Source organism: Oleiphilus sp. HI0066 (assembly GCF_001635725.1).
On record NZ_LWFH01001089.1, the window covers coordinates 42,278 to 64,436 of the forward strand.

The 22,159-nt window shown below is 43.3% G+C and carries 18 protein-coding genes; 8 read left to right on the forward strand and 10 right to left on the reverse strand.

From position 1 onward, the window contains the following. Positions 1 to 49: 49 nt before the first annotated feature. Positions 50 to 817: a sterol desaturase family protein gene (locus A3738_RS13940; protein WP_068479446.1), complete on the forward strand. Its 768-nt coding sequence runs from the start codon at positions 50 to 52 to the stop codon at positions 815 to 817. Here A3738_RS13940 and A3738_RS13945 read toward each other — a convergent pair. The 4 genes from A3738_RS13945 to lptF all read right to left on the reverse strand — a co-directional run bounded on the left by A3738_RS13945 (position 792) and on the right by lptF (position 4,981). Then, complete coding sequence (locus A3738_RS13945; protein WP_068479433.1) at positions 792 to 1,394, reverse strand: MarC family protein; 603 nt, start codon at positions 1,392 to 1,394, stop codon at positions 792 to 794. The two genes, A3738_RS13940 and A3738_RS13945, sit on opposite strands and share 26 nt — an antisense overlap. Before the next feature lie 64 nt (positions 1,395 to 1,458). After that, positions 1,459 to 2,685, reverse strand: coding sequence for a DUF6160 family protein (locus A3738_RS13950; RefSeq protein ID WP_068479431.1), 1,227 nt, complete (start codon positions 2,683 to 2,685; stop codon positions 1,459 to 1,461). A gap of 131 nt (positions 2,686 to 2,816) precedes the next feature. Next, the gene (gene lptG / locus A3738_RS13955; protein WP_068479429.1) at positions 2,817 to 3,878 is read right to left on the reverse strand and encodes an LPS export ABC transporter permease LptG; all 1,062 of its coding nucleotides are present in this window, start codon (positions 3,876 to 3,878) and stop codon (positions 2,817 to 2,819) included. Beyond that, entirely contained in the window at positions 3,875 to 4,981 is a 1,107-nt protein-coding gene (lptF, locus tag A3738_RS13960) for an LPS export ABC transporter permease LptF (RefSeq protein ID WP_231876652.1), read from the reverse strand. The genes lptG and lptF overlap by 4 nt, the downstream gene beginning before the upstream one ends. Before the next feature lie 121 nt (positions 4,982 to 5,102). On the opposite strand from lptF, the gene A3738_RS13965 reads away from it, so the two are divergent. The 5 genes from A3738_RS13965 (at position 5,103) to A3738_RS13985 (ending at position 11,785) form a co-directional block, all read left to right on the forward strand. Next, positions 5,103 to 6,575: a leucyl aminopeptidase gene (locus A3738_RS13965; RefSeq protein ID WP_068479425.1), complete on the forward strand. Its 1,473-nt coding sequence runs from the start codon at positions 5,103 to 5,105 to the stop codon at positions 6,573 to 6,575. After that, complete coding sequence (locus A3738_RS13970) at positions 6,576 to 7,025, forward strand: DNA polymerase III subunit chi (RefSeq protein WP_068479423.1); 450 nt, start codon at positions 6,576 to 6,578, stop codon at positions 7,023 to 7,025. Between the two features lie 88 nt (positions 7,026 to 7,113). Then, positions 7,114 to 9,966: a valine--tRNA ligase gene (locus A3738_RS13975; protein ID WP_068479421.1), complete on the forward strand. Its 2,853-nt coding sequence runs from the start codon at positions 7,114 to 7,116 to the stop codon at positions 9,964 to 9,966. A 42-nt stretch (positions 9,967 to 10,008) separates the two neighbouring features. After that, positions 10,009 to 10,908, forward strand: a complete 900-nt coding sequence (locus tag A3738_RS13980; RefSeq protein WP_068479419.1) for a ketopantoate reductase family protein — start codon at positions 10,009 to 10,011, stop codon at positions 10,906 to 10,908. Next, entirely contained in the window at positions 10,892 to 11,785 is an 894-nt protein-coding gene (locus A3738_RS13985; RefSeq protein WP_068479417.1) for an ROK family protein, read from the forward strand. Before A3738_RS13980 ends, A3738_RS13985 begins: the two co-directional genes overlap by 17 nt. Before the next feature lie 7 nt (positions 11,786 to 11,792). On the opposite strand, the gene ampD is transcribed toward A3738_RS13985, so the two are convergent. Further along, entirely contained in the window at positions 11,793 to 12,332 is a 540-nt protein-coding gene (gene ampD / locus A3738_RS13990) for a 1,6-anhydro-N-acetylmuramyl-L-alanine amidase AmpD (RefSeq protein ID WP_156493719.1), read from the reverse strand. A 42-nt stretch (positions 12,333 to 12,374) separates the two neighbouring features. Beyond that, entirely contained in the window at positions 12,375 to 14,783 is a 2,409-nt protein-coding gene (locus A3738_RS13995) for a DUF1631 domain-containing protein (RefSeq protein ID WP_068479413.1), read from the reverse strand. 229 nt (positions 14,784 to 15,012) lie between these two features. On the opposite strand from A3738_RS13995, the gene nadC reads away from it, so the two are divergent. After that, positions 15,013 to 15,861 (forward strand): carboxylating nicotinate-nucleotide diphosphorylase, encoded by an 849-nt coding sequence (gene nadC / locus A3738_RS14000; protein WP_082878543.1) that lies wholly within the window; start codon positions 15,013 to 15,015, stop codon positions 15,859 to 15,861. Positions 15,862 to 16,004: 143 nt separating this feature from the next. Beyond that, positions 16,005 to 18,770: an EAL domain-containing protein gene (locus A3738_RS14005; RefSeq protein ID WP_068502763.1), complete on the forward strand. Its 2,766-nt coding sequence runs from the start codon at positions 16,005 to 16,007 to the stop codon at positions 18,768 to 18,770. Positions 18,771 to 18,778: 8 nt separating this feature from the next. Here the strand turns inward: A3738_RS14005 and A3738_RS14010 are convergent, their stop codons facing one another. The 4 genes from A3738_RS14010 to A3738_RS14025 are packed head-to-tail and all read right to left on the reverse strand — an operon-like array spanning position 18,779 to position 21,975. After that, the gene (locus A3738_RS14010) at positions 18,779 to 19,561 is read right to left on the reverse strand and encodes a ParA family protein (RefSeq protein ID WP_068479408.1); all 783 of its coding nucleotides are present in this window, start codon (positions 19,559 to 19,561) and stop codon (positions 18,779 to 18,781) included. A gap of 34 nt (positions 19,562 to 19,595) precedes the next feature. After that, complete coding sequence (locus A3738_RS14015; protein ID WP_068474625.1) at positions 19,596 to 20,315, reverse strand: DnaA ATPase domain-containing protein; 720 nt, start codon at positions 20,313 to 20,315, stop codon at positions 19,596 to 19,598. Next, positions 20,305 to 20,871 (reverse strand): CDP-alcohol phosphatidyltransferase family protein, encoded by a 567-nt coding sequence (locus A3738_RS14020; protein WP_068479406.1) that lies wholly within the window; start codon positions 20,869 to 20,871, stop codon positions 20,305 to 20,307. The genes A3738_RS14015 and A3738_RS14020 overlap by 11 nt, the downstream gene beginning before the upstream one ends. Then, positions 20,872 to 21,975 carry a DUF2066 domain-containing protein gene (locus A3738_RS14025; RefSeq protein ID WP_197472493.1) on the reverse strand — a complete coding sequence of 368 codons (1,104 nt, stop codon included), beginning with the start codon at positions 21,973 to 21,975 and terminating at the stop codon, positions 20,872 to 20,874. Positions 21,976 to 22,159: the final 184 nt, after the last annotated feature.

Below are 22,159 nucleotides of genomic sequence, written 5' to 3' on the forward strand. Positions count from 1 at the left end.
TGAACAATATCAGAGCATCATAAGACTATCCGTTTTTGGATTATGTCTTATGTCTTTGTCTCTTATTGAACATCTAATCCCCGCACGTCAATCTGGTAAAAATAACCCAAGACATTTTGTCGAAAACATATCCTTAACAGGATTAACGAGCCTTGCCCTTCAAATAGTCCCCGTTGTGCTGGCTGCCAACATCGCTCTGCTGAATGAAAGTTGGCAGATAGGCATTTTTTATCTAATCAGCGACAACAATAACCAACTTGCCATAATTGTTATTGTGTCGGTAATCATTTTGGATTTTATTATTTACTGGCAGCACAGAGTTTTCCACAGAGTGCCTATTCTATGGAAACTACATCGAGTTCATCATAGCGATCCATCTTTAAACGCAAGCAGCGCACTTAGGTTCCACCCTTTTGAACTGCTTCTATCAACCCTAATAAAATCGACCGTCGTCCTAGTATTCGGTATTCCCTTCGCAGCTATTGTCATATTCGAAATAGCTCTCAACGCTTTCGCATTATTCAATCATTCAAATATTCGCTTTACACCAAGAACTGAAAACGTATTGCGAAAAATATTAATTACGCCCAGTATTCATCGAGTACACCACAGCATTCATCATGCAGATCACGACCAAAACTTTGGATTTAGTGTCGTGTTTTGGGATAGATTATTTGGCACCTATAAGTCCGAAAGTTCACTCGGACGGCACTACTCAATAGGTTCAAATGAAATGACTAATGAAAATTGCAAGGGTTTTTATCGCCTGTTAAAGCAACCATTCATTCCAACTAAATCATTGCAGAAAACGCAATAATTCCGTCTGCTATAAACTGAATAGCAAGTGCGGCAAGCAATACGCCGAGAAAGCGTCTTAGCACCTCATCACCAGTCCGACCTATTAATTTTTTGACTGGGCTAGCCAAGCATAATGAAATAAATGAGATGCATCCTACGACTATCACTGCACTAAACACCGCTAATTTAGCATCTAGAGTACTTGCTCCCGAATACAGCAAAACGACCATTGTCAGAGACCCTGGCCCAGCTATTAAGGGAACAGACATTGGAAACACAGCAATATCCCCTCGTCCGTCAAGACTCGCAAAATCGACGTCCTGAGTTATCATATTAAAAGCAGTGTAAAACAATAGTAATCCACCAGCTATTCGCAACGATTGAATATTAATACCTAGCTGACCTAACAATTCTTGCCCGTATAGAGCAAAGAGAATCAAAAGTAGCATACTAATTACTATTGCCTTGAAGGCCACTCTTATTCTTTCTCTTTCAGACTTTCCTTCTACCAAAGCGTTAAAAATCAAAGCAACACCTATGGGGTCGATGATCACAACTAATGCTGTTAATGCATTAAGAAATACAAGAATGTCCAAAATAAAAGTCCTAAAAACAAAAAACCCGCTCGAAGCGGGTTTAAATAGTAGTCTATATATATTTCTAGTGTGCTGAAATTGTCCAACGCGTGTGAGATTCAATATCCGTCCAATACAGCTCACCTATCGAGATATCAGTATCGCCAAACGACAAGTGTTTAATATCCATATCGCCTTTAAAGCTAGTATTTAGGGCAATACCATCAACAAATTCAACCGTATTGTTTCGTAATTTTAGTACAGATTCCCTTACAGCGTAGATTTCTCTGATAGAGTGAGCAAAGTAAAATGACGAAGTTCCGTCAAGCCCGCTTAAGTCACCACGCTTGTTATGAATCGACATATCCTTGATCTGTATGCCGGCGATATCAAGATAAACTTCCATATCGGTAATCATGAAGTAAGCACTCCATGTTATCTTAGAATTCGCGTCACCAATACCGGTTCCTTGGGAAGCCTCAAATGAATCTATATCTCCATCACCATTCAGGTCTTCAGCACCAAAACCATTGCCGTTGTTCGATATATGTAAATCCTCAGGACCAAGGTATCCCTTCATCTTAAGGTTACTAATTAAGGTAGTAGTCCCATCTTCGCCTTCGTGCACACCAGTCGAATGGTTAGCATTAATGTCTAAACCTGCATTACCTATTGTGTAATCACTTCTAGCTATCCCGATTGCGTCAATTTCAAACGCAAAATCAACTGCGTGCTCAGTCATTAACTCAAAAGTATCGTAATCGTCAGTTTCGTATCGATTATTTGCTATGAAAGCCGCTTGGCCGCCCTCAACTTGCCAAGGGTCAGTTATATCGAAGTGAATAACCAAGTCACCGTCTTGATAAGTTTTCTTATCGTCGATAGCAAGATCTCTCTCAGAGTCATAGCCATTTGCCACGTCTTGAAATCGAGTATCTATATTGCCTGCATCGACATATAGCTGTGCGTAGTCACGCATTTTAGAAAAACCATAGTCCAGAACATTGTCGCCAGGGCTTGAGCCATCGCCAGCAACATCAATCTCTAAACGAAGGTTGTCCATGAAGTATTGAGAGGAGGAAGGATCATGCAAATCATGCCCCCCCATTCGAATGCCTTGCAGTAATAGAAAACCAGCATCTTTATACGCAAACTCGCCAATCTCATAGCGTGCCTCGACGTCAATAGTCAATCCAGCTTGACCAGTAACGTTTTGCAAATCTTGATCTTCTAACTTTATGAACTCAGCGTTTGCCCCATTAGAAATTGCACCAATTGCAACAACTAAACTGAGCCTATTAAACGTGTTCATTACTTATCTCCGAGTAGAACTTAGTTCCCTCGAAATACAACACATACTTTCGAGCAAGTAACTTTTATTTATTATTATTCGTCACACTAACTTAATTCACAAAATTTTTCAATGGGCGTTTTTTAATCGATCTAGCTTGCTCTCTTGATCATTAGCACACCAAAAGTAACGCACGCCAATATTGGTAGAACCGTTGCTACAATCGGCTCAAATCCGAATACCATACTCGCAGGTCCTAACAAATCTTGAACATACTTAAAAGTCAGACCAACGATTAAGCCGACAAAGACTCTAGTCCCCATAGCGACACTTCTTAACGGCCCAAATACAAAAGAAATCGCCACTAAAACCAAAGATAAAGTCGTTAGCGGCTGGAGAGCTTTTTTCCAAAACGACAGGACATACACTCCTCCATCTAAGTCTTGCTCATTCAAATATTTCGCATATGAAAACAAGCCACTCATAGACAAGTTGTCTGGCTTAACGATTAGTATACTCAGCAACTCTGGGGTCAATTCAGTTTCCCAAGAAGAAACATCTTCTTGGGCGACAGTAATGTTGCTCTCTCCAAAATAACTCCTCTTTACATCCAATAGACTCCATTGACGCTCGTGAAACAAAGCCTTGGCCGCAAACTCACTCATGATGAGTCTTTTATCGTCGTCATAAGTATTTATGGATACACCATGCAACGCGCCATTTGGTTCAACGGCATTGATATGAATAAACGCATCACCTTCTTTATGCCAAAGCCCTTGTCCGTAGACGATGCTTGATTGAGCCCCTTGTTTGAGCGCTTTATCACTCTGCGCTAATTTCTCAGTAGTCGGAGCAACAAACTCACCTAAAAGAGCGCCAAAAATAATTAATAAAAGCACTGGTTTAATTGCCGAACCAATAATGCGGGCCAGCGAAACTCCTGCTGCTCGAACAACAGTCAGTTCACTATTCTTTGCCAAAGCCCCCAACCCTATTAGGCATCCCATGAATGCACCAAGAGGAAGGTAATCATAAATTCGTCTGGGAAGGGTCAAAAGAATGTATAAAGCAACATCTAAAAGTTGGTAGTCATTTTTTATATCTTCGGTCTCAGCAATAAATCCAAACACCACATCTAGGCTGAGGACGACAAACATAACGACCAAGGTCGATGTCATCACAGCCTGCGCTACATATCGATCAATTAGCTTCATGAGGCGCCACCATGACCAAATTTATCTCTTACTAGAACACTCAAACGTTCTCGATAAAATAATGCTATTGCCGCACATATAAACATGATGTGAACAACACCAAATGCGATTAGCGGATCTAGATCGCCCTCCCCACCTTTTTTCTTAGCAAGTATAAGTAAACCTAAATAAAGAATATAGAGCAGCATCGCCGGCACCAAATGGAGATACCTGCCTTGTCTAGGGTTAACTTTGCACACCGCAACAGCAATCATCGCCACCACTGGAATCAAGATAACGAGCGATATACGCCAATATAAAATAGACCTATACTCATTCGACTCAGATCTAATCAGAGCTTGTGTCGGAATTGCTTCCTCCTTAACTCTGCGAAGCTCGCTACTCTGCGATGCGATAAGAACTCCATAGGTATCAAACGACAACTCTCTATAGTCGTGATTACCTGGAGCCCCTTGATATTGTTTACCGTTGTGAAGCACAAGATATCGATCTCCGGTTTCAGCATCTACGCTCTGAACACCCTTTTCTGCATACAATATGTTGAGCCGCTCGGCATCATCCTCAGAAGACTCGGCGATAAATACATCAAACATTGTCTGCTTATCATCACTCAATGCTCCCGCATAAGTAATACGATTTCCGATATTCAGATTCTGAAAGCGCCCCGGAACAAGCAACTCGAACGCTGTTTTACTTGCTTGTTCAGCAAACAACTTTTCTACCTTGGCCATGCCCGCAGGCGACACGTACAAAGTTAATAGACCAACACTCAATGCAACAAAGCCAGAGATTACCCAAGTCGAAGCAAGCAACTTATTTTGGCTGTAACCACAGGCATGCAGGACAGTCATCTCACTTTCCATGTACATACGTCCGTACGCCAAGAGGATTCCCATAAAAAGCCCTAGAGGAAGAATCAACTCTAAAAAACCTGGCAAGCGAAATGCCATGACTAAAAACAAAATATCAGCAGAAATATTCCCGACGGCAGCTTGCGATAAATACTTAATAAAACGGCCACTCATAAAAATGAGCAAAAGGATAAATGTGACCGCAAGCATTGATCCCAACACTTGTCTCGCCAAATATGAAAAAATAATCAAAGAAAACCCCGAGAAATATCGCTTTACGTACTACTCTAAAAGCTAGTCAGCACAATCGAATAGTCAAAGCGTAATTCGTCTCTTAAACTAGAGTTAGAAATAAGAAATTTAGGTGGGAATAATGAAATACAACGCGTCAATCCGCAAGTTAAGTGAAATTAAAAGCGATATTACTTGCATATTTAGCTTCCAGAAATCGGCATTAGGGCAACAAGCGAGTGACCTAGATACAGCCACTAAACAAAGCTTAAGCAAATCTATCAAAAACCTTGGTTTCAAAAGTGAGCTTGGCTCATCAATTACAATCACTTCTCTTGACGCAAATTCGAAGCAAATAATTGTTGTTGGGCTGGGCGAGCAAAAAGCCCTTAATAAAGCGTCAATATTAAAAGCAGCGGCATCAGCAACTAAAGATATCCTCGCATATACGCCAAAGACTATTACCCTTGGCATCTCTGACCTTGCGGAACACACCGCTGAAGCTGCAGAGGCATTTAGCTCTTCAATCGCTAGTGCAAGCTATCGCTTCGAAACATACAAATCTGAAAAATCAAAGAAACCAACACCAACACAGCTCACCTTTGTTTGCGATAAAAAAGAACAAAATGGAGTCAAAAAAGCCCTTAGTTATTCTCAAGCCAAATCAATTGGTATGGCGCTCACACGTGACCTAGGAAATGAGCCCGGAAATGTCGCGACACCAAGCTACCTCGCAAAAGTTGCAAAAGAAATGGCGAAAGAATTCAACTCTTTGTCCTGCAAAGTTCTTGAAGAAAAAGACATGGAAAAGCTCAATATGGGTGCTTTCTTATCGGTGAGCAAAGGCAGTACTGAGCCAGGAAAGCTGATTGTTTTAGAATACAAAGGCGGCGCAGCTAAATCTGCGCCTCACGTACTGGTTGGTAAAGGCATTACGTTCGATACGGGCGGTATCAGCTTAAAACCTGGCCCAGCAATGGACGAGATGAAGTATGACATGTGCGGCGCAGCCAGCGTGCTCGGTACAATGCGCGCAATAGCCGAACTTGCTCCAAAAAAGAATATTATCGGCGTAATCGCCGCTGCAGAGAATATGCCTGCGGGCAACGCATCAAAACCGGGAGATATCGTTACAACCGCATCAGGTCAAACTGTTGAAATTCTTAATACGGACGCAGAAGGACGACTCGTTCTTTGTGATGCACTCACCTACGTTGAGAAATTCAAACCCAAATCAGTTATTGATATTGCGACGCTGACGGGCGCATGCATTATTGCACTTGGCCACTCTACTAGCGCCGTAATGAGCAATAATGATGAGTTCGCTGAAACGCTATTACAGTGTGGCCAAGAAGCAAATGATAAAGCTTGGCAACTGCCAATCTGGGATGAATACCATAAGCAATTAGACAGCCCATTTGCCGACATGCAAAATATTGGAGGAAAAGGCGCTGGCAGTATCACAGCCGCTTGCTTCTTGTCTAAATTCGCCAAAAAATACACATGGGCACACCTAGACATTGCTGGAACTGCATGGACTTCCGGCGCCAACAAGGGCGCAACAGGCCGACCGGTTCCTTTGCTACTGAATTACTTAATGAATCACGCAAAATAAATGCACAAACAAACCGACATTTATATTTCCAAAGGGAATGCATTTAGTGATCTGGCAAGCATAGCTTGTCGGATCGCTGAAAAAGCCATCGCAGCAAATCAAACTATATTATTTGTGTGTGAAAGCGACATCGATGCTAAAAGTCTTGACGAGCTGCTCTGGTCTTATCGAGAAAGCTCTTTTCTTCCGCATCAGCAATCAGTATCCCCAAGCCCAAGTTACCCCATAGCTATTGCGTCATCGCAGGGCGCGAATGATCCTTCATTCAAAGCAACAGATACAAACATTTGCGTATACCTTGGCCCGACCAAGTTAGCCGAAGAACCTCAGATGAAACGACGAATGTTCATAGTTCGTAATGACCAGAAGCAACTGGAATCTGCACGAGCCTTGTTCAAGCAACTTAAATCTAACGGCGAAGACATAAATACGCACGACTTACGTCGTTAATTGGGAACATAACTACCTTGTTTGCCCCCGCAGATATATAATGCGCCTCTTTCTAAAATCAACGCCAAAAAAGTAGTGAAACACAACGATGGATAAAACCTACCAACCTAGTGAAATTGAACAAACTTGGTATCAAAAATGGGAAGACGAAGGCTTCTTCAAACCAAGTGGTGAAGGCACGCCATATTCAATCATGATCCCCCCACCGAACGTCACTGGCAGCCTCCACATGGGGCACGCGTTTCAAGACAGCATCATGGATGCCTTAATTCGCTATCATCGAATGAAAGGCAACAACACGCTATGGCAAGTTGGTACTGACCACGCGGGTATCGCGACTCAAATGGTTGTTGAGAGAAAATTAGCCGCTGAAGAAGATAAAACTCGACACGATCTAGGTCGTGAAGCATTTCTCGATAAAATTTGGGAATGGAAGGAAGAATCAGGTGGCACCATCACACGTCAACTTCGTCGTCTAGGAGCCTCTGTCGATTGGGATCACGAACGCTTTACGATGGATGACGGCTTCTATAAAGCTGTTCAAGAAGTATTTGTTCGTTTGTACAAAGACGATCTTATTTATCGCGGCAAGCGCCTTGTTAACTGGGACCCAAAACTACACACCGCTATTTCTGATCTGGAAGTCGAGAACAAAGAAAAACAGGGCAATATGTGGCATCTTCGGTATCCACTTGCAGACGGTGAAACAACAAGCGAAGGCAAAGATTACATCGTTGTTGCTACCACTCGACCCGAAACGATGCTTGGGGATACAGGTGTTGCGGTAAACCCTGAAGACCCTCGCTACAAAGCGTTGATCGGAAAAGAAATCATTCTTCCATTAGTCGGTCGTCGCATCCCGATTGTCGGAGACGAACATGCAGACATGGAAAAAGGCACAGGCTGCGTAAAGATTACTCCTGCACACGACTTTAACGATAATGAGGTCGGCAAGCGATGCTCGCTTCCAATGATCAATGTCATGAACAAGAACGGTGAAATTCTTGATCAAGCAGAAGTGTATGATATGTCAGGCCAAGCCATCACCCACATTGACGTAACAATTCCTAGCGAATTCCAAGGTCTCGAGCGTTTCGCTGCGCGAAAAGCAATCGTTGCTGCTTTTGACGAAGCTCGATTATTAGACAAGATCGACGACCACACGCTAACAATTCCTTATGGCGACCGATCTGGCGTCGTGATAGAGCCGCTGCTTACCGATCAGTGGTTCGTTCGTGCCGGCCCGCTAGCTGAGCCAGCGATTAAAGCTGTAGAAGATGGCGACATTCAATTCGTACCTAAGCAATACGAAAACATGTACTTCTCATGGATGCGCGACATTCAAGACTGGTGTATCTCACGCCAGCTATGGTGGGGACACCGTATTCCAGCATGGTATGACAATGAAGGTAATGTCTATGTTGCACGCACAGAAGAAGAAGCGCGTGCGCATAACAACATTTCTGATGATGTAGCCTTATCACAAGATGAAGATGTTCTAGACACATGGTTCTCATCAGCACTTTGGACATTCGGCACACTTGGCTGGCCTGAAGCAACTGAGCGCTTAAAGACCTTCCATCCAACAGATGTACTAGTCACCGGTTTTGACATTATTTTCTTCTGGGTCGCTAGAATGATCATGATGACAATGCATTTCATCAAAGATGACGATGGCAAAGCGCAAGTACCATTTAAATATGTGTACGTTACCGGCCTTATTCGCGATGAAAACGGCGACAAAATGTCAAAGTCTAAGGGTAACGTACTAGACCCTCTCGACATGATTGATGGCATCGATTTAGAGTCACTCGTCGAAAAACGCACTGGTAACATGATGCAGCCGCAGCTTGCTCAAAAAATCGAGAAGCGCACGCGAAAAACTTTCGCGGATGGTATTTCAGCGCACGGCACTGACGCATTGCGATTCACCCTATACTCACTCGCTTCAACTGGCCGCGACATCAATTGGGACATGAAGCGCTTAGAAGGCTACCGTAACTTCTGTAACAAGATTTGGAATGCTGCACGTTATGTTCTAATGAATACAGAAGAGCACGATTGCGCGCAGAATCATGATAATTACGAGTTAAGTATCGCAGACAAGTGGATCATCTCTCGCCTTCAACAAACTGAAGCGACTATTGAAAAAGCCGTTAGTGAATTCCGTTTAGATCTCGCATCACAAACGCTTTACGACTTTATTTGGAATGAATACTGTGACTGGTATCTTGAGCTTTCTAAGCCGATCTTAAATGACGAGAATAGCTCTGCTGAGCTTCTTGCTGGTACGCGCCGCACTCTCGTTCGTGTACTTGAAGCAATCTTGCGCTTGTCACACCCATTCATGCCATATATTACAGAAGAAATTTGGCAGCGCATTGCGCCACTTGCTGGAAAATCTGGCGAAACCATCATGACGCAAGCCTATCCTGTTTGTGATCAAAGCAAGATCGACGAAGCAACCATTGCTGATATTGATTGGGTCAAAGGTGTCATCGTTGGTTTGCGTAATATTCGCGGCGAAATGGACATCTCTCCAGCCAAAGCAATACCAGCGTTGATCCATAACGGCAACGACGAAGATAAACGCCGTTTCGAAGAAAATGGCGCACTAATCAAATCACTCGCCAAACTTGAATCCTTAGATTGGGTTGATGGCGAAGAACTGCCAATGTGCGCAACACAGTTGGTTGGCAAAATGGAAGTACTTGTACCAATGGCAGGCTTGATTAACGTTGAAGCGGAGCTTGCGCGCTTGAAGAAAGAAGCAGGTAAAGCGGAAGGAGAAATCAAACGCTTACAAGGAAAACTTGGCAATGAAAAATTCGTCGCCAACGCGCCTGCTGACGTTGTAGAAAAAGAAAAAGAAAAGCTTGCTGCAGCCGAACAAAGCTTAGCGACGCTAAGCGAGCAAATGGAAAAAATCGCATCGATGTAATTCGATGCGGTTTACCTCGTTTTAGTAGATTCTGTCAGCACGATGATCGCAATTGTTGGTGCCGGTGCCATAGGTCAAATGTGGGCCTATAAACTGGGTGCGGACAACTGCGTTTTTCTCGATACCAGACCGAATGGAACCAGTAAAACGATCAACATTACTGTTCAAGATCAACAAGTTACCAATGAGCTAACTGTTCGCCAGCACAATCTACAGACACTCAAAGAAACTAAGCTCTACATCGAAGCAGTATTAATCTGCACCAAAAGTCATGCTGCTTGTTCAACAGCACATGCTCTGGACACTAATCTACTGAAAGCTATTCCTTTCGTTCTTTTCCAAAATGGGATGGGAAGCCAACATGAGATCGTTGAAGGGATTCAGCATCGCCCTATCTACGCAGCAAGTACTACTAGTGGCGCCAATATAGAGAAGCCAAATAGACTCGTTCTAGCTGGTGAAGGTACAACCCATTGCGGCCCTTTAAATAAGCACGCTTCACAACATGATGACTGGCCGTCATCACTAGCAAAAATAAGCTCTCACGCAGACTATAAGCACAATATTAAATCTACTTTGCAGCGTAAATTACTCATCAATTGCGGCATTAACGCGTTCACTGCGATCGAGAATTGTTCCAACGGCCAAATACGATCAACTCAAAGTTTCCAACAGTATTGGCCTTCACTGATTGACGAGTTGAGCGGACTTTCAAATATCTATAAGTTAGAACTGACTAAAACCGATATAGTCGAAATGATCTTATCTGTTTGTGAAACGACCGCTGCGAATATCAGCTCTACCCTTCAAGACGTCCGGCAAGGAAAGAAAACCGAGATTAACGACATTAACGGTTTTGCGGCCAAACAATTAATAGCATCAGGTTTGTCAGCAACAACGAACACAATGCTAACGGAGCGCGTAAATGCACTTAGGAATTGACCTAGGCGGAACAAAAACCGAAATCATGGTATTAAACGCTGATAACAAGGCCGTCTACAACAAGCGCGTTGCGAGCCCACAAGGCGATTACACAAAAACATTGACCAATCTCTCCTCACTTATCCTCGAAGCAGAGAAATCACTCGGACAGAGGTGCACGATAGGAATAGGGATCCCTGGCAGCATATCGCCAACTTCAGGCTTGGTGCAAAACGCTAACTCAACCTGGCTAATTGGCAACAACCTTAAACAAGACCTCGAGTGTAGCATTGGTCGACCTGTCGCTTTAGCAAATGATGCTGATTGTTTCACGCTCAGCGAAGCATCAGATGGAGCAGCGAAAGATCAAACCTGTGTTTTTGGTGTAATACTCGGAACTGGAGTGGGTGGTGGAATCTGCATCAATCAACACATTCTGGTAGGCCCAAATGCGATTACAGGAGAATGGGGTCATAACGTCATGCCAGCACCTCTGCAAACTAATTCTAATGCTGCCCAATGCTATTGCGGAAAAACACATTGCATAGAAACCTATCTCAGCGGCCCAGCATTCGTTAGACGCACTATAGAAACAACCGGAGCGGAGGCCTCTTCAGTACAAGAACTTTTAAAGCTAAGTACTGAAGACACACAGATTAAAGATGCATTTGAACGTTACTACGAAGGATTAGCGTATGCTTTAGCCCAAGTCGTTAACGTCTTAGACCCCAATGCAATTGTTCTTGGAGGAGGACTAAGCAATCTTCGTGATCTGTATATCGAGGTTCCTAAACGCATTAAAAAATATGTATTTTCAGAACAATTTGAAACACCAATACAACCCGCAAAATATGGCGATGCAAGTGGCGTAAGGGGCGCGGCTTGGCTAGGAAGATAGCTCGAAGCTAGATCATTGAGAAATAGCGATTCCAATCAAACATAGGTCCTGGGTCTGTTTTTCTTTCTGGCGCAATATCACTATGACCAACAATATTATCTTTCGAAACTATTGGGTACTCATCCATTAGTGCACGCGTTAAGTGAACTAAAGACTCGTATTGCGCATCAGTAAAAGCATCATCATCCTGCCCTTCAAGCTCAACACCAATGGAATAATCGTTACAGTTTTCCCGACCACAGAATGTGGACACACCAGCATGCCAAGCGCGATCTAAACACGACACAAACTGCGTAACACGCCCATCACGTCGAATATAAAAATGAGCCGATACTTCCACTCCACGAATTTCATCGAAAAAAGGATGCATATCGTGGTCGAGGCGATTGAGAAAAAAGTCATCCACCTCATTACCACCATAAACGCCGGGCGGGAGACTAATGTTATGAATGACCAATAAAGACGGCTCAGAGCCATCAGGACGTTGATTGAAATTTGGTGAATCAAGGCGACGAACTTGCGTTAGCCACCCTTCATTTACGGTCATATTGATAAAACCATTATTAAAAGCTTTATCAGTAAGCTTATATCAAGAACGAAGATTTGTGATGATGGATTCAAGCGCGCGATCAAATAACAAGCCATCGTTCAACGCGACGAGCTGGCCTTCACATAAATCTTTAGCAAGCTCATCTTTGTACTTCTCGTGAACCTTCACACCAGCTCGATTTACAAAAATGTGCTTACCCGTTGATTTAATAATCGCAGCAAGCTTACAGCGCTCTTTATTGTCACCACCGCCAAACTCAAACCAACATCCAACTACAAAGCGCTCGACTTGTTGAACAAAAGGGTTGTCTGGCGCTAACTCGGGCGCGCGAGTTTCGGCTTGCTGGTCAACCAGTACGATACTTTCCTGTTTTTTGGGGAGCTTTTCGTTTTCTGCTTCAATTGCCGCGCGTTTCTCATTAGCCTGCTCGCATGCCTCTTGTAATTGTTTGAAATCATCTTCGAGCTCTAAAGTTGAACGTACTAGATCGCTTACTTCATCACTCTGTTCTGAAAAATCATCTTGCAGGAGTTCACTAGCTTCTTGCTGGTCAACCTCCCCCACTGGCGCAATTTCACTCAAATCAATTTGTTGCTGGAGAGCTTGAAGCGACAATACGTGCTGATCCTCTAGACCTGACAGAAGTCTTTTTGCCAAAGTATCGTCTAAAGCAACCTCGTCAAACCCTAAACGAACACGCTTAACGAGTGATGGAATCATTTTAAGAAGTTTAGCTCTCGCATCTTGCTCTGAAGGATCTGGACATAAGGACCAAACCAGTTCATTTACAATTGCTTTAGCCCCATTCCAAGCTTCGCTTTGCTCTCCCTCGCGCAGAAGTTTAAAGACCAACACTTTACTCCACGCATCGCGTAGTAGTTCAACACCAAGATCCGGAACTGACTTCCCTTCAATCGCCTCGTTGATAACATCTTGCGCCGCTTGGCGCGCATCGTTAGCTGCAGCTTTACCACGCTCAGAGTCTCTAGTACGCTGTTCAACTAACAGGCCTCGTTTTCTTTCCGAATCAACGAAGCTTTCAAAGTCACTCAATAAACCGTCGAACATAGACACGTCTTGCTCGAAGCCGTTAATAATTTGCTCTACGATACCCTCAAGCTTTTCTTTAAAGCGATCACGCCTTCCTTCACGCGGCGCATTCCAACCAATCGCTGAAGACGCGATTTCATTAAGAAGCTTACGTGCAGGATGCCCACCTTTGTTAAAGAAACTGTCATCGATCAACGCCACTTTCAAAATAGGTATCTGCAGTCGTGAAATGATGGCTTTCATTTCAGGCTGCAATTGACGATCTTCAAGAATGAATTCAAATAGCATCGACACAAGGTTGATCATGTCAGCATCGAGACTTTCATAAGCCTTTCCAACCGCTCCAGCGCTCTGATCTTTTAGCAAAGCAGCAAAATCAATGGCTTGATTCTCTCCAACGAACGACCCAGCTTGCTCTAAGTTAAGTGACTGAGCGCGAGATAAAATCGCAACTAACTCGTTTTGTGAAATAACTGGTGCAGCTGAGGCTGAGGAAGAGCTGGCATGCAATCCTGAAACCGGCGTATTACCCTGAATAGGCTGACCTTGAGGATGCAGAAGTTGACGTAATGCGTCTAGATTAACTCCACTATTGCCTGCATCCGCATACTCAGGCGCTTCAACTCCCGAGCCGATGCTTGAATTTGCTGAGAAGGCTTTGCCATTCGAAGAAGGAACGGAGCTTTGCTGTACAGATCGGTTTGTCTGCCTTACTTTAAATTCAGGCAATACTCCATCGTTAATAAGACTTTGATTTACATCAACATACAATTTCGGCAAAGCAACAAGAACATAACGTTCAAAAAGCTTAAACAAGGTCAGCTTAACACGAATATTCGCTTCTAAGCTTTTGCACGCATCCACAAAACCTTCACACAAAGCTTCTGGCGCGAGCGGTATATTTCGATCTTCACATTCGCTCGTGTTCCACAGCACTTTCATACGCGCTTTTAATGCTGAAAGGTCTTCAGACGAACCAGACCGGACTCGCTGCACCATTCCTTCGATCGCTACATCGAACTCTAAACTTTCATCATCCACTAAACTGAGCGAATCGATGGATGGAGCATCTTCGCTAACTTTCGGGTCAGCTTCCTTTTTAGATGGATGCTGAAAAGACTTAACCGCGGCACTTAGCGTTGATAGTACAATTTGTTTTTTCTGGAGACGAAGCTCCCGCATCGCCTCAAAATACAACGATTGATCATTATTACTTTCAGCCTTGTCAGCCATAGCAAACAAAGCATCATCCGCGTTATTAAACAGCTCAATCAAGGCAGCACGAATTTGCTCCTTGCCAATATCCCTAATTTTCACAAGCTCTTTTGGCAATGGAACACCGGCCGCTCCTCGAGGGGCCTTAACTCCATGAATACCAACTACTTTAGCGCTCGCCATAAAACTGTTCCGATAATTTAAACAAAATGAAGATGCTGGAGCGTCAATTTATCAACGCACAATATAAGTATATAGCGTCATTTTATAATCGCCTGTGACAATATGTTGCAAAGCGAATTAGTTCACATAGATAGAGAATTTAAATAACTCCGGCACACTCATCCTACAGATAGATTATTTTTCAAGAGTCCTTATAATGCGGCGTCCAACCAATGTGAGAGCACCCCATATGATTGAGCAAAGCACCATAGCTGAGGCCATTAAATCGAATGTTTCGCTAGCATTAAGTGAAGATATTGGCTCAGGCGACATAACCGCCATGCTCATTCCAGAAAACCAACGCGCAACAGCCACCGTCATAACTAGAGAGACCGCCATTTTGTGCGGCATAGATTGGGCTAATGCTGTATTTGAAGCCGTAGACTCATCACTAAAGGTGACTTGGCATTATTCAGAGGGAGACTCACTCGAGGCAAATCAAACTTTTCTGAGTCTAGAAGGAAATGCTCGCTCAATTTTGACAGCAGAGCGATGCGCCTTAAATTTCGTCCAAACTATGTCTGCGACCGCTACACTCGCAAACAACTATCATCAACTGGTAAAGCATACCGACGTAAAGATTCTTGATACACGAAAAACGCTTCCTGGACTACGTATTGCGCAGAAACACGCAGTAGCCGTTGGCGGTTGCACTAATCATCGCGTCGGCTTATACGACGCATTTCTAATTAAGGAAAACCACATCATTGCCTGCGGCTCCATTGAAAATGCGGTTTCCAACGCTCACACAATCGCACCCGGAAAACCCGTCGAAGTAGAAGTTGAGTCTCTCGACGAACTCAAACAAGCTCTTGATGCAGGCGCAGATATCATCATGCTTGATAACTTTAGTCTCGACATGATGCGCAAAAGCGTTGAGCTTTCTCGCGGACGAGCCAAGCTAGAAGCTTCAGGCAACGTAACCGACAAGACGCTCGTACCCATCGCTGAAACGGGCGTCGATTATATTTCTATCGGCGCACTAACGAAGGATGTTAAAGCGATTGATTTATCGATGCGCTTCCAACATCAAGAATAACGGTCGCACCAGTAACAAACCGTTACAGTTTGCACGCAATCTCACATAGCGAAACACAGATTAACGACTAGAGTTCTACACCTCAAAACCAAGACCACATTGATCGCTGAAAACATTGATTTCAGCTCATGCTAGGGAAAGACGTGTTTAAGCTCAAGCCGTTGATAAACAAAGATAATATCCCCTTTATGCGCTCATGGCTGACGCAATCGGATAGTCATCACTACACGTTAATTGTTGTTCTTTTCTTTACACTCCATTTAGCCCTAGCAAACCAACCACAAACACTAAGTATTGAGTCATTAACATGGCTATTAGGCGCTCTAGCTGTAGGACTCACCTACACATTCGGCTTCACAGGGCTAGTGCTAGCTCTCAGTGCAAACACCTTCACACAACATATCACGAGTTACCCTATTGGACTGACAGGTCTTCTAGCTACATCAATCTATTTAACGACCTTGTCATTATCTATTTTGCTCCCTTACTACAAGCACGAAAACGAAAAACTAAGTGACAGAATACTCGGAGATAGCACCGAAACAATTCAATTTATTGTACTGGCATTTATTGCATCAACACTCAGTGTTGGCCTGTACACTCTAACAATAAAAATCGGCGCCGACATACACTCAGACCTACTTGCCACATACATGCGACAGACAGTTAGCTCTGCAATGATGATTACTTGCCTATGCCCCGCACTCACAATATGGAAATACAAACGAAAATGGCCTAGCTTACCTTCGGATCCGAAAGAGTATGCCGCTTGGAGTGTTTGCCTGATTGTAATCAGCCTACTCAGCTTATCTTTCACGAGAGAATGGTTAGCACTTTGCGCGTTACTACTAATATGGGCTGTGGTCAGATTTAGCTGGTTCGGTGTGTGCTTGGCTCTGGGTATCACAACTCTATTTATTGCACCTATGCAAACGAACTCAACCTATGAGGCTCAATCAGTCTCAAGTTGGATCACGCACAATATTGAGCTAATCGCTTGGTACGCACTCAGCGCGATAGTTCTTTATCTAGCATCACTACTTGCAGACCAACGAAAAACTGAAAAAAATCTAGAACAACGCGTTATCGAGCGAACCCAAGCATTAGATGAAGCAAATCAAGAACTTCGCCAAGAAATAAGAACGCGCTTTGCAACCGAGGACGAGCTAAAGAAATCGAACAAACGTTACCGCGCACTCATCGAAACCGCAGGCATTCCAGTCATTGTTATTAACGATAATTATCTCATTGAACACTGGAATTCGGCTTGCGAAGCGGTCAGCGGATATCGATATGAAGCAGTGTTGGGCAAAGATTTCCTACGACTCTGCATTCCAAGCGAACAACATGAATCCCTAATCTGGCGCCTCAACAAAGCAGCTGCCAGCTCAACGAATCAAGAAAACGTAGAAACAAAGCTGTTCACTGCACAACAATCAAAACGATCAATGCTGTGGAATATTAACTTCATATCCGACGAAAACTTGGAAGAACATGGCCAGTTTTTACTCATTGGGCAAGATATATCAAACATTAAAGAAACACAGAACCAACTACACTACCTTGCTCACTTTGACACACTAACTGGCGCCGCTAACCGGCGATTATTTGAAGACCGCTGCAAACAAGGCATAGAAACGGCGAAGCGCTATAACACCCAACTAGCTTTAATTAGCATCGATATCGATCACTTTAAAAAGATAAACGACACACTCGGTCATGATATTGGCGACGCACTATTGATAGAGCTAGTCGAACGTCTTACGCAGGGCATGCGCAAAGAAGACACCATCGCACGCCTCGGCGGAGATGAATTTGCAATACTACTATCGAATATTTCGGGTCAAGACGGCGCTGAGCTCGTCGGCCGCAATCTAATCGAACACATCACAAAGCCTATAGAAGTAAAAAACAATGAGCTAATTATCACCTCAAGCCTAGGGATTACACTTTTCCCCGACGATGGTGACAGCTATGAAAAACTACTCAAAAATGCCGACATGGCGATGTATAAAGCAAAAAATGCGGGTAGAAATAACATTCAATTTTATAACGAAGAAATGAACAAAGAGATGCAACGACAATGCGAAATTGAACAAGCATTGCGGACTGCCATCAACACAAATCAATTTGAGCTTTATTATCAGCCCATTATCGACATCAATAATGGAGAGATCGTTGCACTTGAGGCGCTCACCCGATGGAATCACCCGAGCAAAGGAATATTACTTCCGGATGACTTTTTAAGCATTGCGGATCAAACAGGACTATTGCAGATCATTGGAAAATGGGCATTTAACCAATTATGCATTGAAGCAAAATCAATCGAGAAAGCTTGTGGTAAACAACTTTCTTATGCGTTCAATCTTACTCGCAAACAATACAACCACCCTAGTCTGCTGAATATGCTTAAAGGAGCCTGCATAGAGCACAGCTTTAATCCCAATCGTCTAATACTAGAGCTGTCAGAGAACACTCTTGCTCAATCTAGTAGCGACACCATTAAACAACTCAAAACACTCAAGAGTTTCGGTTGTGTCATTACTATTGATGGCTTTGGCGCGAACTCATCATCGCTAACGCAGCTCGACAGTCTCCCCATCGATATGATCAAACTCGATCGACAAACCGTAGCGAGTTGCCTGCACAACAAAAAGAACAAACTTGTTATTGAATCTTTGCTCGCGATTGCCAAACAACTTGGCATAAAGAGCTTTGCATCCGGCGTGGAAAACCTGTCGCAAGAATCATTTTTGCAGAGAAATCACTGCCAATACGTGCAAGGGTTTATGTATTCGGAGGCGCTACCTGCCGAACACCTTATTGCCTTGCTGCTAAACAACGCCCGTGAGAAAGAATTACATTCGGGAGATCAAATAGCATTACCACTCGGGATCACAGAACTATAAGACGCCCTTTAAGCGTCCTGTAGCTCACCAACAATCTCTTCATGCAATGCCAAGAATTGTTCAGTCAAACCGTGCTTAGGTGCAAAATAGACCAGCGGCTTATTATTTTGATGGGACTCTTTCATTTTTACGCTGGCTGATAATTTAACATCGAGAACAGGCAATCCCTCTTCAACCAACTCTTCAACCAACTTCCTAGGTAGGCTTGCTCTTGGCTGAAACTGATTCACAACAATTCCCTCTATTTTAAGTGAATCATTATGATCTTCCTGGATATCCTGAATTTCACCCATGATTTGGTAGAGCGCTTTGCGAGAGAAGTCATCACAATCGAAAGGTATCAAAACACGATCTGCAGCAATGAGCGCCGATCGGGTATAAAAATTTAATGCTGGCGCAGTGTCGATGTAAATATCATCGAAGAAAGACTCCATTTCTCTTAATGCCGTCTTTAATTTATAAATCTTGTGCTTTGCTTCTAATTTACGCTCTAGAAACTCCAACTCAGGATGTGAAGGCATTACCGATAAATTATCGTAAGGGCTTTGATGAACAAACTCGCTCGCATCTTTATTGAAAAGATTAAACGACAAGGTCTGCTCAAAAAAATCTGCGACGGTGTGTTTCAATTCACTTGAGGAGACGCCCAACAAGTAATGCGTAGAGTTGCCCTGAGTATCAAGGTCAACCACTAACGTACGACGCCCCTTGGATGCGCTAATTGCAGCCAAGTTACATGTGATACTAGATTTACCAACACCACCTTTTTGATTAAACACCACTCGAATCACTGTCGCTTCTCCTTAAACTTTGACGAGGACACTCTCACCAGCCCAACACCTTTTTTACAAACGGAACTGTAATACTTCGCTTTTCAAGCAATTGGGCATGATCCAACTTATCTAGAACCTCCAATAATGCGCCTAAACTACGAGAACTTCTAGCATATATGTAGCTCAGCACATCATCAGACAGACTAATACCACGTTGCTCGGCATATTGAGATATAGCGGCCTTCTTTTCAAAGTCACTCAACACTTCAATTTTTTGTGTCATTCCAGAACTTAATCGCGACACTAAATCCTTAAGCGAAAAAGATAAATGACCAGGGACATCGCAGGCACTAACCACCAAAGTATTGCCGGCATCTCGAAAGTGATTAAACAAACTAAACAAAGCAAACTCAAAATCTGAGTCACCGCTAAACCACTCTATCCCGTCAACAACAAGAAAATTGAATTCTTTTAGAAATTCCAAATAGCCTAAGAACTCTTCACCCGACATGGTTTGGCGTACATCCTGACCACATACAAAATAGGCGTTCATACCTTTTTCTTTTGCAACACTATATGCCGCAGAACATAAATGCGTTTTCCCGCTATCTTTGGCGCCAACTAAGTACAGAAAAGGGACCGCCTGATCGAAGAGTAAATGATTCAAACGATGGGGAATATTCAGTTCAGCAGGAGATACAAAATTACTAAATGACAGTTCTTTCTTAAACCCTAGCCCTAATAACAACTGACTCGATTTATCAGCGCTCACTATCTACACCTTTATTAAGAGCGAACTTGGCTTCTTTAACCCATAGATAAATGTAATGGATACCACTCAGAAACGTGATAATGGACACACTCGCGATACCTACATCAATATAAGACTCATTCAAAAGGTAGCCTGACAAATACAGAAGCATAATCGCCGCAAAGGCAATTTGAATAAACGTACACGCCTTACCTAAATAAGATGGCTTCACGTCGTAATGCGCAATCCTGAAATGAAAAAACAAAGCACCACAAACCAATAACAAATCTCTTCCAAATACTAAAATGAATAGCCACATAGGAATATATTTCAGCCATGCCAAAATGATAAAAGTTGAGACCAACAGCAACTTATCGGCTAAGGGGTCTGCAATCGCACCAAAACGAGAGTGCCAACCAAACTGTCGAGCCACAAAGCCATCAACGCCATCCGACACGCCAGCTATAGCAAACAACAACAAGGCCAAGTCATATCGACCTTGAAGAAAATACAACGCAAAAGGGATAACAAGAAATATACGCAATAGCGTCAATAAGTTTGGTATTTGACGCAACACTTATTTGAGACCTATTGAAGTCGGCCATTGATAATAAAGCTGAGGCTGAATAGAGGTTGCCAACACATTACCTGACGATGATGGAGCAGACTCTTCTTTTAAAATACCTGCAAGTGCTAGCTGCTGTACAAATTGATCTTCACTTGCGCGCAACTCGAGGTCCAACAAAAGATCACTGCCATACAAGGCTCCGAGCTGAACGTTAGTGACAGTCGATAAGCTACCCAAATGCTCAACGACTTTTACATAATCTAAGAATGTTTGCACATTACTAACAGAGATACGCAAATATTGATCTTGCTCGCTCGCTTTTATCGCGTAGCGAGAAGAAAGGTTTGAAGCGATCTCTTGGTTGACCAGCCCAAACAGCGCAGAATAATCCGCTGCACGAAAGCGCCCTTCTATTTCAACACCATTCTCCCGAAAGGCGTATTTAGCATCTAAGCCTTCCTCTGCCTCAAATACACGCATTTGTAATACGGCATCGTGCGGGTAGCGCTTACCAGCTTCGCTGACTGAACTGTCAAACAAGCCCCAAAGACCTGCCATATCTATCGCATTCTGATCACTTAAATCACCGACCGGTAAAAAAGAGACCAAGCCATACTCAGAAGCTGACTCCATAAAACTCGTTTCTAATTGCGGTAAATCAGATGTCAGCAATTGTCTTTCATAGCCCCTTTGCACAACCACCCAGCTTAAAATGGATGGCCTCAAGCTTCCCCAAATCGCAACATTGCTTGCCCTCAATGCTTTCAAAATAGCTTGATCAGCAAAATTTACAGTCAGCAGAAATTGTTTCTCAGGTGCAGACGCGGGAAAATCTAGCTTAAGGCTCTTTTCAACTTCAGTCTCGCCCTCACCTTCCGCCTGATCACTTAGCACAGGCGAAAAGTCTGGATTCGCTCTATAACTAAAACTCAGCACATAACGCTGAGCCTGAGAAATAATTGGAGATAGTTCAGGATTATCTTGAACAGAAGCACCTGTAAGCTTGCCAAGTACCTGCTCCATTGCGACTGGAAATGCTTCGTCTCTTTCAGAAGCATCCTGTGATTCGACCTGAACGACAGCATAGAAGAGCTGGACGCGCTCCGCCGCCACCGCAAAATCAACGCAAGTAAATACCAGAAGAAAAATAGATGTAAACCTAAGCAAGGAGCGTGATTCCGAGGTGAATAATTAGAATTAGCGTCATAATATTAGCCCTTTCCCGATATGACAATAACTGAAACAAATAAGCTGAATAAATTAGTTAGCCCCCTTTAAAGCCAAACACGTATGGAAT

Excerpts from the sequence above, each read along its gene's own strand:
- A3738_RS13995 (WP_068479413.1), bottom strand. The coding sequence starts at position 14,783 with ATGGCGAGCGCTAAAGTAGTTGGTATTCATGGAGTTAAGGCCCCTCGA.
- A3738_RS13940 (WP_068479446.1), top strand. The coding sequence starts at position 50 with ATGTCTTTGTCTCTTATTGAACATCTAATCCCCGCACGTCAATCTGGT.
- A3738_RS13970 (WP_068479423.1), top strand. The coding sequence starts at position 6,576 with ATGCACAAACAAACCGACATTTATATTTCCAAAGGGAATGCATTTAGT.
- A3738_RS13950 (WP_068479431.1), bottom strand. The coding sequence starts at position 2,685 with ATGAACACGTTTAATAGGCTCAGTTTAGTTGTTGCAATTGGTGCAATT.
- A3738_RS13965 (WP_068479425.1), top strand. The coding sequence starts at position 5,103 with ATGAAATACAACGCGTCAATCCGCAAGTTAAGTGAAATTAAAAGCGAT.
- A3738_RS13980 (WP_068479419.1), top strand. The coding sequence starts at position 10,009 with ATGATCGCAATTGTTGGTGCCGGTGCCATAGGTCAAATGTGGGCCTAT.
- lptG (WP_068479429.1), bottom strand. The coding sequence starts at position 3,878 with ATGAAGCTAATTGATCGATATGTAGCGCAGGCTGTGATGACATCGACC.
- nadC (WP_082878543.1), top strand. The coding sequence starts at position 15,013 with ATGATTGAGCAAAGCACCATAGCTGAGGCCATTAAATCGAATGTTTCG.
- A3738_RS13975 (WP_068479421.1), top strand. The coding sequence starts at position 7,114 with ATGGATAAAACCTACCAACCTAGTGAAATTGAACAAACTTGGTATCAA.
- ampD (WP_156493719.1), bottom strand. The coding sequence starts at position 12,332 with ATGACCGTAAATGAAGGGTGGCTAACGCAAGTTCGTCGCCTTGATTCA.
- A3738_RS13985 (WP_068479417.1), top strand. The coding sequence starts at position 10,892 with ATGCACTTAGGAATTGACCTAGGCGGAACAAAAACCGAAATCATGGTA.